Source organism: Aeromonas sp. QDB30 (genome assembly GCF_027707645.1).
Lineage (GTDB): Bacteria > Pseudomonadota > Gammaproteobacteria > Enterobacterales > Aeromonadaceae > Aeromonas > Aeromonas caviae.
This window is the reverse complement of sequence record NZ_JAPCIY010000095.1, coordinates 1-12330: the sequence shown is the minus strand read 5'-3', so window position 1 is coordinate 12330 and position 12330 is coordinate 1. Positions and strand designations below refer to the sequence as shown.

Annotated in this window: 11 protein-coding genes; 7 read left to right on the top strand and 4 right to left on the bottom strand. The window is 62.4% G+C overall.

Annotated features, from left to right (window positions below; genetic code table 11):
• Positions 1 to 439: 439 nt before the first annotated feature.
• Complete coding sequence (gene tkt, locus PG896_RS19085; RefSeq protein WP_201872249.1) at positions 440 to 2431, bottom strand: transketolase; 1992 nt, start codon at positions 2429 to 2431, stop codon at positions 440 to 442.
• A 340-nt stretch (positions 2432 to 2771) separates the two neighbouring features.
• Between tkt and metK the strand changes: the two genes are divergently transcribed.
• The 7 genes from metK to ruvX all read left to right on the top strand — a co-directional run bounded on the left by metK (position 2772) and on the right by ruvX (position 8446).
• Entirely contained in the window at positions 2772 to 3923 is a 1152-nt protein-coding gene (metK, locus tag PG896_RS19080) for a methionine adenosyltransferase (protein ID WP_010673869.1), read from the top strand.
• A gap of 67 nt (positions 3924 to 3990) precedes the next feature.
• Entirely contained in the window at positions 3991 to 4530 is a 540-nt protein-coding gene (locus PG896_RS19075) for a SprT family zinc-dependent metalloprotease (protein WP_109112953.1), read from the top strand.
• Positions 4531 to 4603: 73 nt separating this feature from the next.
• Positions 4604 to 5296 (top strand): endonuclease, encoded by a 693-nt coding sequence (locus PG896_RS19070; RefSeq protein WP_039040144.1) that lies wholly within the window; start codon positions 4604 to 4606, stop codon positions 5294 to 5296.
• Between the two features lie 129 nt (positions 5297 to 5425).
• Positions 5426 to 6157, top strand: coding sequence for a 16S rRNA (uracil(1498)-N(3))-methyltransferase (gene rsmE / locus PG896_RS19065; protein ID WP_104455513.1), 732 nt, complete (start codon positions 5426 to 5428; stop codon positions 6155 to 6157).
• 123 nt (positions 6158 to 6280) lie between these two features.
• Positions 6281 to 7231 carry a glutathione synthase gene (gshB, locus tag PG896_RS19060; protein ID WP_227263480.1) on the top strand — a complete coding sequence of 317 codons (951 nt, stop codon included), beginning with the start codon at positions 6281 to 6283 and terminating at the stop codon, positions 7229 to 7231.
• Between the two features lie 154 nt (positions 7232 to 7385).
• Positions 7386 to 7940 carry a YqgE/AlgH family protein gene (locus tag PG896_RS19055; RefSeq protein ID WP_010673864.1) on the top strand — a complete coding sequence of 185 codons (555 nt, stop codon included), beginning with the start codon at positions 7386 to 7388 and terminating at the stop codon, positions 7938 to 7940.
• Positions 7941 to 8023: 83 nt separating this feature from the next.
• On the top strand, positions 8024 to 8446 hold the full coding sequence (gene ruvX / locus PG896_RS19050) for a Holliday junction resolvase RuvX (protein WP_010673863.1): 423 nt from the start codon (positions 8024 to 8026) through the stop codon (positions 8444 to 8446).
• Here ruvX and yidZ read toward each other — a convergent pair.
• The 3 genes from yidZ to blaMOX all read right to left on the bottom strand — a co-directional run bounded on the left by yidZ (position 8443) and on the right by blaMOX (position 12104).
• Entirely contained in the window at positions 8443 to 9483 is a 1041-nt protein-coding gene (gene yidZ, locus PG896_RS19045; protein WP_202040507.1) for an HTH-type transcriptional regulator YidZ, read from the bottom strand. The genes ruvX and yidZ overlap by 4 nt on opposite strands.
• A gap of 10 nt (positions 9484 to 9493) precedes the next feature.
• The gene (locus PG896_RS19040) at positions 9494 to 10660 is read right to left on the bottom strand and encodes an MdtL family multidrug efflux MFS transporter (RefSeq protein WP_270836084.1); all 1167 of its coding nucleotides are present in this window, start codon (positions 10658 to 10660) and stop codon (positions 9494 to 9496) included.
• 292 nt (positions 10661 to 10952) lie between these two features.
• On the bottom strand, positions 10953 to 12104 hold the full coding sequence (blaMOX, locus tag PG896_RS19035; protein ID WP_270836083.1) for a CMY-1/MOX family class C beta-lactamase: 1152 nt from the start codon (positions 12102 to 12104) through the stop codon (positions 10953 to 10955).
• Positions 12105 to 12330: the final 226 nt, after the last annotated feature.

The following is a 12330-nucleotide window of genomic DNA, read 5'->3' as shown; positions in this document are numbered from 1 at the left end:
TGCTAACAAGTCACTTGGCACAAAAACACACCATTCTAAATTATTGATATTAAATGGCTAAACTTTTTAGTTTTGGCTCATAGGGTACTTATTCGCACCTTCCTTAGCTCTTGACGCCGCCTCATCGCATCTTTTCGGTCTTCATTAGAATGATTGAGCTTAGTGATGAAGTAGGTAGATAGAGCACCAATTACTCCACCAAGAACAGTTCCCATGATAGGGAATCCGACTTTAACTATATCAGTGTAAAGTTGAATTTCTTCCTGCGTCATTTTGCCCTCATGCCTATAAATTATATGATTAGCAAGAATACTATTATTTAACGCTACAGAAGTGAATCTTATTTCCCATAGTCGTTAATTTTTATACACCAATAACATCCAATAAAAAGCGCCTCCCAAGGGAGGCGCTTTTCAGTTCTATACAAAGCAATTAGCTATTACAGGGACTCTGCGGTCGCCACCACATTTTCCACGGTAAAGCCGAATTCCTTGAACAGCAGCTCGGCCGGCGCAGACTCACCGAAGGTGCGCATGCCGATGATCTTGCCGCCAAAGCCCACGTACTTGTACCAGTAGTCGGCGATGCCCGCTTCGATGGCCACACGCTTGGTGACGGCGGCCGGCAGGACGGACTCCTTGTACTCGGCGGACTGGGCATCGAACACGTCGGTAGACGGGATGGAGACCACGCGCACGGCACGGCCCTTGGCAGTCAGCTGCTCATAGGCGGCAACGGCCAGCTCCACTTCGGAACCGGTGGCGATCAGGATCAGCTCCGGGGTACCGGCGCAATCCTTCAGCACGTAACCACCCTTGGCGGCATCGGCCAGTTGCTGGGCGGTGCGGTCCATCTGGGCCAGGTTCTGACGGGAGAAGATCAGGGAGGTCGGGCCGTCGTTACGCTCGATGGCGTGTTTCCAGGCGATGGCGGACTCTACCTGGTCACACGGGCGCCAGGTGCTCATGTTCGGGGTCAGACGCAGGGAGGCGATCTGCTCGACCGGCTGGTGAGTCGGACCATCTTCACCCAGACCGATGGAGTCGTGGGTGTAGACGAAGATGGCGCGCTGCTTCATCAGGGCGGCCATGCGCAGGGCGTTGCGGGCGTACTCCATGAACATCAGGAAGGTGGCGCCGTAGGGGATGAAACCACCGTGCAGGGCGATGCCGTTCATGATGGCGGACATGCCGAACTCGCGCACGCCGTAGTGGATGTAGTTGCCTGCGGCGCTCTCGGGAGTCAGGGACTTGGAGCCGGACCACATGGTCAGGTTGGACGGCGCGAGATCCGCGGAGCCGCCCATGAATTCCGGCAGCAGCTTGCCGAAGGCTTCCAGGGAGTTCTGGGACGCTTTACGGGTCGCGATCTTGGCCGGGTTGGCCTGCAGGGTTTCGATGATCTTGGCGGATTCAGCAGCCCAGTTGGCCGGCAGCTCGCCTGCGGTGCGGCGCTTGAATTCGGCAGCCAGGGCCGGGTGAGCGGCTTCATAGGCGGCGAACTTGGCAGCCCAGTCGGATTCGAGCTTGGCGCCCTTTTCCTGACCGTTCCACTCGGCGGCGATGTCGGACGGGATGACGAACGGCGCGTGGTCCCACTTCAGGAAGGCACGGGCGGCGGCGATCTCGTCGTTGCCCAGCGGTGCGCCGTGGCAGTCGTGGGAGCCGGACTTGTTCGGGGAACCGTAACCGATGATGGTGCGGCAGCAGATCAGGGTCGGCTTGCCAGTCTCGGCCTTGGCGGCTTCGATGGCAGCGTTGATGGCTTCCGGATTGTGACCGTCAACGGCCGGGATGACGTGCCAGCCGTAGGCTTCGAAGCGCTTGGGAGTGTCGTCGGTGAACCAGCCTTCTACGTGACCGTCGATGGAAATGCCGTTGTCATCCCAGAACGCAATCAGCTTGCCCAGGCCCAGGGTGCCGGCCAGGGAGCAGGCTTCGTGGGAGATACCTTCCATCAGGCAGCCGTCGCCCATGAAGGCGTAGGTGTAGTGGTCGACGATGTCGTGACCCGGCTGGTTGAACTGCTCGGCCATGGCCTTCTCGGCGATCGCCATGCCCACGGCGTTGGTGATGCCCTGACCCAGCGGACCGGTGGTGGTTTCAACGCCCGGCGCATAACCGTACTCCGGGTGACCCGGGGTGCGAGAGTGCAGTTGGCGGAAGTTTTTCAGATCGTCGATGGAGAGGTCATAACCGGAGAGGTGCAGCAGGGAGTACAGCAGCATGGAGCCGTGGCCGTTGGAGAGAATGAAACGGTCGCGGTCGGCCCACTTGGGGTTGTTCGGGTTGTGTTTGAGGTGGCTGCGCCACAGCACTTCAGCGATATCCGCCATTCCCATGGGGGCGCCCGGGTGACCGGAGTTGGCTTTTTGAACGGCATCCATACTCAATGCACGAATGGCATTGGCAAGCTCTTTACGAGAAGGCATCTGTATCTCCTGCGATTGCTTCATTTGATGGCCAAGATTAAGGCGCGTTATTGTCCCAGCAGGGGGCGCGGCGTGCAAATATTATCTGGGTGAATAAAGTGGCTTTGAGAGCACAATCGCTTTTCTGCTGCGGGAAAACGATTCAATCCGCCCCCTCGTTTACCCCCATGGAGGTGGATCCACCCCGAACCTTGGCCCGGTCGGCTCCAATCCCAAATAGTGCTGGCAATCACTGGGTGACCTCACTAAAATAGACGTCCAGATGTAGATACCTCTACAGTCATCCTGTCATTATCCGGTTATGGCCAAGGCGATAACCCTTACGAATCGAGAACCAAACATGGCAAAGCTGTTTACTTCCGAGTCGGTCTCCGAAGGCCATCCCGATAAAATCGCCGACCAGATCTCCGATGCGGTGCTGGACGCCATCCTGCAGCAGGACACCAAGGCGCGCGTCGCCTGCGAAACCCTGGTCAAGACCGGCATGGTGATGGTAGCCGGCGAAGTGACCACCTCTGCCTGGGTCGACATCGAACAGATCGTGCGCGACACCGTGCGCGAGATTGGTTACACCCACTCCGACATGGGCTTCGACGCCGACTCCTGCGCCGTGCTGAACGCCATCGGCAAACAGTCTCCGGACATCAACCAGGGCGTCGACCGTACCGACCCGCTGGAGCAAGGTGCCGGTGACCAGGGCCTGATGTTCGGCTACGCCACCAACGAAACCGACGTGCTGATGCCCGCGCCCATCACCTACTCCCACCTGCTGGTGAAGCGTCAGGCAGAAGTGCGCAAGAACGGCACCCTGCCGTGGCTGCGTCCGGACGCCAAGAGCCAGCTGACCTTCGCCTACGACGACGCAGGCAAGATCCTGGGTGTCGATGCCGTGGTGCTCTCCACCCAGCATTGCGACTCCATCAGCCACAGCGATCTGGTGGAAGCGGTGCGCGAAGAGATCATCAAGCCGGTGCTGCCCGCCGAGTGGATCAACAAGGACACCAAGTACTTCATCAACCCGACCGGTCGTTTCGTCATCGGCGGCCCCATGGGTGACTGCGGTCTGACCGGTCGCAAGATCATCGTCGACACCTACGGCGGCATGGCCCGTCACGGTGGTGGCGCCTTCTCCGGCAAGGATCCGTCCAAGGTGGACCGCTCCGCCGCCTACGCCGCCCGCTACGTGGCCAAGAACATCGTGGCCGCAGGCCTCGCGGATCGCTGTGAAGTGCAGGTCTCCTACGCCATCGGCGTGGCCGAGCCCACCTCCATCAGCGTCGAAACCTTCGGTACCGGCAAGGTGGCCGAAGCCCTGCTGGTCAAGCTGGTGCGCGAGTTCTTCGAGCTGCGCCCCTATGGCCTCATCGAGATGCTGGATCTGAAGCGCCCGATCTACCAGGCAACCGCCGCTTACGGCCACTTCGGCCGCGACGAGTTCCCCTGGGAGAAGACCGACAAGGCCGAGCTGCTGCGCGCTGCCGCTGGCCTGTAAGGCTCGAGGTTGTGATAGAAGGGGAGCCTGGCTCCCCTTTTGCTTTTGTGTCCGTCCCGAGGATCCCATGCCTGCCACTGCCACCCGGCTTGACCCCGCCCTCATCGAGACGCTGCTCGCACGCGTCGATGCCTGCTTTGTGCAGGCCGAAACGCGTCTTGGCCGCACCTTCCCCCGCCCGCAAGTCCACTGCAACATGCGGGGCCGGGCGGCAGGGTCTGCGCGGCTGCAAACCTGGGAGCTGCGTTTCAATCCGGCGCTCTATCAGGCCAATCAGCAGGCGTTTCTCAGGGAAGTGGTGCCCCACGAGGTGGCGCACCTGCTGGTCTATGCGCTCTGGGGAGAGGGGCGCGGCAAGAGCCGAGTACTGCCCCATGGCCGCCAGTGGCAGTCGGTGATGCGGGAGCTGTTCGGCCTCGAACCCAGCACCACCCACAGCTTCGATCTGGGGGTGCTGGCCCAGCGTACCTTCGTGTATGCCTGCGCCTGCCAGCAGCATCCCCTCTCCGTGCGCCGCCACAACAAGGTGATGCGCGGCGAGGCCCGCTATCACTGCCGCCGCTGTCGCCAGCCCCTGGTGTGGCAGCGCGACACGACGGCGGATTGAGTCACCCCGTGTCGCGCTCCTGTGATAGGGTGCGCGCTTACTTCATTCAACTGTCTCATTGCCAAGGATATTCATGTTTCGCCCTCTGCTCTCCCTCTGCCTGGCCCTGCTGGTCAGCGCCCCGGCTCATGCCGACAACATCCAGACCTTTCGCGCCGCCAAGCAGGATCTGAACAAGCTCTACCAGAGCCACCCCGTCACCTTCTACTGCGGCTGCAACATCAAGTTCAGCGGCAAGAAGATGGCCCCCGACTGGGAGAGCTGCGGCTACCTGCCGCGCAAGCAGGCCGAGCGGGCCTCCCGTATCGAATGGGAGCACGTGGTGCCCGCCTGGGAGTTCGGCCACCAGCTCCAGTGCTGGCAGGACGGGGGTCGCAAGAATTGCGGCAAGAGCGACGAGTTCAACAGGATGGAGGGAGACATGCACAACCTCTTCCCTGCCATCGGCGAGGTGAACGGCGATCGGGCCAACTTCCGCTTCAGCGACTGGAACGGCAAACCCAACCAGTACGGCAAGTGCCAGATGCTGGTGGACTTCAAGGAGCGCCAGGTGCAGCCGCCCAAGGGGCCGGTGCGTGGCCAGATCGCCCGCGCCTACCTCTACATGAGCCAGCAGTACGGACTGCGTCTGGCGGCACAGCAGCGCAAGCTTTACGAAGCCTGGGACAGGCAGTATCCGGCTGATCGCTGGGAGTGCGAGCGCAACCGCCGTATCGGCAAGCTGCAGGGCAATACCAATCCCTTCATTGAAAAGCAGTGCCAATAACACCATTTGACCAGGGAGGGGGAGCGTCCCCCTCCTCCTGAATCCCTTCACTCTCTGTCTCGCGAGCCTTGCTCGCCGCCGTGCAGTAGGGTATTGAAGGGTTTCCAAGCAAGAGACTGACTATCAGCCATGCGCATTCCACGTATCTATGAACCGGCCAGCCTGCAGGTTGGCCAGACCCTCGCCCTGTCAGAAGACGGTGCCAATCACATCGGCCGCGTGCTACGCATGCAGCCGGGCCAGCAGCTCGAGCTGTTCAACGGCGACGGCCACCAGTACCCCGCCACCATCGCCAACGTCGGCAAGAAGTCGGTGGAAGTGACCATCGACAGTTGCGAGACCCGCTCGGTGGAGTCCCCCCTTGCCATCCACCTGGGTCAGGTGATCAGCCGCGGCGACAAGATGGACTTCACCATCCAGAAATCCGTGGAGCTCGGCGTCACCTGCATCACCCCGCTCTTCTCCGAGCGCTGCGGCGTCAAGCTGCCCGCCGATCGGTTGGAGAAAAAGCGCGAACAGTGGCAAAAAGTGGTGATCAGCGCCTGCGAGCAGTGCGGCCGCAATACCGTGCCCGAGGTGCGCATGCCGATGGAGCTGGACGCCTGGCTGGCGGAAGAGACTCAGGAGCTCAAGCTCAACCTGCACCCGCGCGCCCCTTACAGCATCAACACCCTGCCCATCCCCGAGCACGGCGTGCGCCTGCTGATCGGCCCGGAAGGGGGCTTGTCCAGCGACGAGATCGCCCGTACCGTGCAGGAAGATTTCAAGGAGATGCTGCTGGGGCCGCGGGTGCTGCGTACCGAAACCGCCGCCCTGACGGCGATTACTGCGCTTCAGTGCCGCTTTGGCGATCTGGCCTGACAGCCGACCCCACCCCGGCCCTCCCCTTCGCAGGGGAGGGAGCAACAGGCCCCTCCCCCTTGTGAAGGGGGAGGCAGGGAGGGGGTCATCACATCCCATCGAGCCATTAGGAAGGAAACTCGGATGACCATTAAACTCGGCATCGTGATGGACCCCATCTCGGCCATCAACATCAAGAAGGACTCCAGCTTCGCCATGCTCGAAGAGGCGCAAAAGCGCGGCTACGAGCTGTTCTATCTGGAGATGAAGGATCTCTACATGGAGGCCGGTCGCGCCTTCGGCACCATGCGTCCGCTCACCGTCAAATATGACTATGCCGACTGGTATAGCCTCGGTGAGGTGGTGGATCAGCCGCTCTCCAGCCTGGACGTGATCCTGATGCGCAAGGATCCCCCCTTCGACACCGAGTTCATCTACGCCACCTACATGCTGGAGCGGGCCGAGGATGAGGGTTGCCTCATCGTCAACAAGCCCCAGAGCCTGCGCGACGCCAACGAGAAGCTCTACACCGCCTGGTTTGCCGAGCACACCCCGACCACGCTCGTCACTCGCAGAGCAGACAAGCTGCGGGCTTTCCACGCCAAGCACAAGGACGTCATCCTCAAGCCGCTCGACGGCATGGGCGGCGCCTCCATCTTCCGCATGAAGGAGGATGACGCCAACGTCGGCGTCATCATCGAGACATTAACCTCTCACGGCAGCCAGTACTGCATGGCGCAGACCTATCTGCCCGCCATCAAGGATGGCGACAAGCGGGTGCTGGTGGTGGATGGAGAGCCGGTACCTTACTGCCTGGCCCGCATTCCGGCCCAGGGTGAGACCCGTGGCAACCTGGCGGCCGGTGGCCGTGGTGAGGCCCGCCCCTTGAGTGAAGCGGACTGGGCCATCGCCCGCGCGGTAGGCCCGACGCTGAAAGATAAGGGGCTCATCTTCGTCGGCCTCGACATCATCGGCGATCGCCTGACCGAGATTAACGTCACCAGCCCGACCTGCATCCGCGAGATTGAGGCGGCCTTCGACGTCTCCATCACCGGCATGCTGATGGACGCCATCGAGCGCCGACTGGGCCGCTGACCCCTTGCCCTGCGACCCGTTGCCGCAGCGAGGACACACACACAAGGGGCCGTGAAGGCCCCTTTGACTGCCGGCAAAAAGCGGTTTTGCCCGCCGCCATCAACTGCCATAATCACCCCAAATACCTTTGCACGCTAAGAGATACATACGCTCCATGCAAACACTGCAAAATCACTTTCTGCTCGCCATGCCGAGCCTCACGGACGCCTATTTCCAGCGCTCCCTGGTCTATCTGTGCGAACACAGCAGCGAAGGCGCCATGGGACTGGTGGTCAACATTCCGGTCGACATGTCCCTGGACGCCATGCTGACCAAGCTCAACCTCAATCCCCCCGCCACCGCCGAGATGAAACAGCCGGTGTTGCAGGGGGGCCCGGTGCACGGGGATCGCGGCTTCGTGCTGCACAGCTTCCGCCCGGGCTTCAACTCCACCCTGCAGGTGAGCGACGAGATGATGGTCACCACCTCCAAGGACATTCTGGAGACCCTGGGCACCGACGAGGCGCCGGACCACTGGCTGGTGGCGCTCGGTTACGCCGGCTGGAGTGCAGGCCAGCTCGAGCAGGAGCTGGTGGATGGCGCCTGGCTGGTGATCCCCCCCAATCCCAAGCTGGTCTTCGATACCCCCATCCACCTGCGCTGGCAGCAAGCCGCCGCGAGCATTGGGGTCAACCCCCTGCACCTCTCCAGCCAGGTGGGCCATAGCTGACACCCCGGCCCTCCCCCCACAAGCAGGGGGAGACAGGGAGGGGGCTTCCCCCTTCATTTATCCATCCATTTCGAGGAGACCCCATGTCATCACGCAGCATCATGGGCTTTGACTACGGCACCAAGAGCATCGGTGTCGCCATCGGCCAGGAGCTCACGGGCAGCGCCCGCCCCCTTCGCTCCCTCAAGGCCAACGACGGCATCCCCAACTGGGACGAGATAGAGAAGCTGATCAAGGAGTGGCAACCGGATCTGCTGATCGTCGGTCTGCCGCTCAACATGGATGGCACGGACCAGGAGATCACGGTGCGAGCTCGCAAGTTCGGCAATCGCCTGCACGGTCGCTTCGGCAAGCCGGTGGAGTTCAAGGACGAGCGGCTCACCACCACGGATGCCCGCGCCCGCCTGTTTGAACGTGGCGGCTACAAGGCACTGGACAAGGGGAGCGTGGACGGCGTCTCCGCCCAGCTCATCGTCGAAGCCTGGATGGAAGAGCAGTACGACTAAACCGGGGAGCCTCCTCCCCCTTGCTTCTCTTTCACCGCCCCGCTCCCCATGGGCCCGCCCCAGGCAAAACGCGTCATCCCCGCTGCGGCCAGGCCATAGAGCCGCCGGATCTCCCCCCGCAACCACATCACCTTGGCATCCTGATTGTGGCGCTTGTGCCACAGCAGGATGAAGGCGATCTCCAGCTGGGCATAGAGAGACTCTTCCAGCGGCAACGGCATGGGGATGAGGTCGGGGTGGTGTCTGGCGGCATAGTCCGCGCAATATGAAGGCACCACGGCGATCAGCTCGTGGCTCTTTTGGGCGGCGATGTGCAGCGCCTGCTCGAAGCTCGCCACCATGATGGGCACCTGCCGCCTGTGGCCTTCGTCCTCCAGCAGATCGTCCAGTGCCCAGCTGTCGCTGGCCTCCCACACCACGCTCACCTGGGGGCAGGCCAGAAAGCGGGTCAGCGACCACGTCTGCCCGAGCAAGGGGTGATCCTTGCGCAGGAACACCACGGGACGATCGCAGAACAGCACCTCGTGATCGATGTAATAGGGCAGCCGGTTGACCCTGGCATGGGAGCGGCCGTGGGTCTCCCGGGCGCAGAAGCCGAGATCCGCCTCCCCGTTGACGATGTCGTTGAGGGAGTGGTGATCCCAGCCCAGCATCCTGACCACGGAGTGGGGGTACTTCTGGTAGATGGTCGTGGGCAGCTCGCTCAGGAAGCTGATGCCGAAGGGGGACTCCATCACCAGACTGAAGCGGGCCCCCTCGGGGATCGCCTCGCGGTTGAGGGTGCTGATGCTCTCGGTGAGCTGGAACCAGGTCTTGAGCTCCTCTGCCAGGGTCAGGGAGAGGTTGGTCGGCTGCAAGCCCTGGCGCACGCGCACGAAGAGGGGGTCCCCGAACCAGTCCCGCAGCTTGCCGAGCGCCTTGCTCACCGCCGACGGGGTGACACACAGCTTCTTGGCCGCCCCCGCCACGCTGCGCTCCTGCATCAGGTGCCTGAAGACCACCAGCAGGTTCAAATCGAGTTCACCCAGATTGCGCATCGTTTCTCTCCTATCCCCGAGCCCGGACTCGCCGGATCGCACGCCATGGTAGCAGCACCTTGACCACCAGGTAACCGAGCAGCGCCAGCAGGAGTGCCAGGATCAGCATCCAGAGCGCAGGCATCCCCAGATGGCCCATCCCCCAGATGAAGAGCCCGGACAACCCTATCTGCATGATGCAGAGCAGGGCACTGGCCGATGCCACCTGATCCCCGCACACATCCAGCGCCTCCCCCATCGCCACCCCGAACCCGCAGGAAAAACCGATGCAGACCAGGGCACACCCCGCCAGCAGCCAGGACAGGCCGCCTTCGGGCCCGCTGCTGCACAGCAGGGCGAGCAAGGCCAGCAGGTAGGCGAGGTGGGAGAGCGCCAGTATCCTTGCCTTGCCGAGCCAGCGCAGCAGCAAGGGGGTCAGGAAGGAAGCGGACATGCTCACCCCGGCCATCGCCATCATCAGCCGGGTGTACTGCTCGGGAGACAGGCCGAACGTGGTCATCAGGACGAGGGGCGAGACGCTCACATAGACTAGGATGGCGGTCACGCTGGCGCTGGTCAGCAAGGCGCGCAGCATGAAGGGGGCCGTGCCCAGCAGGGCCAGCGGCGATGCCCCCGCAGGCTGGCGGGCGGGGCGGGTCTCCTTGAGCAGTCGCAGGTTGACCAGGGCACTGATGGCGACCACCAGCGCCATGCCCACGAAGATGCCGCGCCACTCGAAGTGCGACAGGATGAGATAACCGAGTACGGGAGCCAGCACCGGAATGACGCAGATCACGCCGTTGATGAGGGAGAGAGCCATCGCGAGGCGCGCCTGGCTCAGCACATCCCGCAGCACGGTGAAGGTCATGATGTAGAGCGCTCCAGCGCCCACCCCTTGCCAGAAACGCCCCAGATAAAACTGGGCGATGCCGGTCGCCTCCGCCGCCACCAGGGAGGCGACCACGAAGATGAGGGCGCCCCCCAGTACCACGGGGCGCCTGCCATGGCGATCCGCCAGCATGCCCCCCGGCAGCACGGTAGCCGCCATGCCCAGCAGATAGATGGAAAAAGCGGTGTGGATCTGCGCCTCGCTCCCCTGCAGGGTTTGCGCAATGCGGGGCACGGCCACCAGATAGAGATCGATCCCGAGGGGATAGAGGATGATCATCAGAAAAGTACACAGCAGAAACATACCCATGAAGGCTCCATAGCAGCAGGTTTCACCATCACAGGTGCGCTGTCAGCGAGATGGACAACTCAATCCTGCAAAAGCAGAGGAAGATGCCGGGCACTATAGAGCGGGCGGCCTGCCGGGGCCTAGTGACGAGATGGCACTCGGTGGATGCCAATCCGGACATCTCCCGCAGGAGAGGCCCGGATTGGCATGCTCATCGACCCGCCCCCTGCCAGGTCGCCCTTGAGGGGTCGGGTCCGAGGTAACGGGCACGCCGCGATGCGACGTGCCCTCAAGGCTCAGCGACGGCGCACCATTACCTGGCCAGTTGCGTCAGGATGGCGTGGGCCGCTTTCACCCTGGCCGGGATAGGATAGTTGCGGTTGGCCAGCATGACGATGCCGATCCCTTTGGCCGGCACGAAGGCCACATAGGCGCCGAAGCCGCTGGTCGAGCCGGTCTTGTTGAAGAGCACAGGGTGCCCTGCCGCAGCGGGCGCGGGCGCCGCCGGGTTGGCATTGTAAATCATCGCCGGGGAGTTGCCCGCCAGCAATGTCTGCTCGCTGACGGGATAGGCGTAACGCTCCCAGCCCAGTCCCTGGGTCATCCCGCCTACCGAGTAGTGCCCTTTGTGGGTCAGGGAGATGGCCTGCTGCAACGCCTTGTCATCAACCCCGCTGATGTTGGCCTTCACAAAGCGCAGCAGATCCGCCGAGCTGGTCTTGATGCCGTAGGCCTCGTCCGCCAGCATGCCGGGGCTGACCCTGATGGGCTTGTCCTCTTTCGAATAGCCATAGGCATAACTCGCCATGGCCTGCTTCGGCACATTGACATAGGTGTGGTGCAGGCCAAGCCCCGGCAGGAGCGTCTGCTCCATCAACTGGGCAAACGGCTGCTTCATGCTGCTCGCCGCCAGGTGGCCGAACAGCCCTATGCTGGGGTTAGAGTACTGGCGATGGGAACCCGGCGAGTAGGCTGGGGTCCACTGGCGGTAGTAGGCCTGCATCTTCTCGAGCGAATCCACCTCCTCGGGGAATTGCAGCGGCAAGCCGCCCGCGCTGTAGGTAGCCAGCTCCCCCATGGTGATGCTGTCAAAGGCGGATCCCTTGAGCCAGGGGGCGTGCCGGCTCGCCTTGTCATCCAGTTGCATCGCTCCCTTGACCACCGCATAGGCTCCTAGGGTCGCGGTCAGGGTCTTGCTCACGGAACCTATCTCGAACAGGGTCTGCTCGCTGACACCGACTGCGCGCTCCCGATCGGCCACACCGTAGTTGAAATAGTGGGCCTTGCCATCCTTGAGCACGGCCACCGCCATGCCCGGGATCCTGTGCTCCTTGAGCAGCGGCCGGATGCTGGCATCCACCACGGGGCGCAGGGGATCGGTCGCCGCCTTGTCACCGGCATGAGCCAGACCGGCCCACATCAGGGTGGCCAGAGCTCCCCACAGGATGGATTGTCGTTGTTGCATAGCATGTCTCCTGACTGTCGTTAGCAAGGTATCGCCATGGCGGCGACTGATGAGCCCAGCATAGTCCCACGAGGTGTGCTGCCGATGAGGCTCTGTGAAGTCTGTGTGAAGCCACCCCCTCTTTTTAGGTTCTTCGCGGGATCCTGGGAAAGTGGAAGTTGACAGACAGGGTGCTGGTAAACTGGCTGTCTCCAAACACACCACCACCATCACCCTGCTGTCGCCG

Bases quoted from the DNA above. Each gene is read 5' to 3' on its own strand.
- tkt (WP_201872249.1), bottom strand. From the start codon at position 2,431: ATGCCTTCTCGTAAAGAGCTTGCCAATGCCATTCGTGCATTGAGTATG.
- metK (WP_010673869.1), top strand. From the start codon at position 2,772: ATGGCAAAGCTGTTTACTTCCGAGTCGGTCTCCGAAGGCCATCCCGAT.
- PG896_RS19075 (WP_109112953.1), top strand. From the start codon at position 3,991: ATGCCTGCCACTGCCACCCGGCTTGACCCCGCCCTCATCGAGACGCTG.
- PG896_RS19070 (WP_039040144.1), top strand. From the start codon at position 4,604: ATGTTTCGCCCTCTGCTCTCCCTCTGCCTGGCCCTGCTGGTCAGCGCC.
- rsmE (WP_104455513.1), top strand. From the start codon at position 5,426: ATGCGCATTCCACGTATCTATGAACCGGCCAGCCTGCAGGTTGGCCAG.
- gshB (WP_227263480.1), top strand. From the start codon at position 6,281: ATGACCATTAAACTCGGCATCGTGATGGACCCCATCTCGGCCATCAAC.
- PG896_RS19055 (WP_010673864.1), top strand. From the start codon at position 7,386: ATGCAAACACTGCAAAATCACTTTCTGCTCGCCATGCCGAGCCTCACG.
- ruvX (WP_010673863.1), top strand. From the start codon at position 8,024: ATGTCATCACGCAGCATCATGGGCTTTGACTACGGCACCAAGAGCATC.
- yidZ (WP_202040507.1), bottom strand. From the start codon at position 9,483: ATGCGCAATCTGGGTGAACTCGATTTGAACCTGCTGGTGGTCTTCAGG.
- PG896_RS19040 (WP_270836084.1), bottom strand. From the start codon at position 10,660: ATGGGTATGTTTCTGCTGTGTACTTTTCTGATGATCATCCTCTATCCC.
- blaMOX (WP_270836083.1), bottom strand. From the start codon at position 12,104: ATGCAACAACGACAATCCATCCTGTGGGGAGCTCTGGCCACCCTGATG.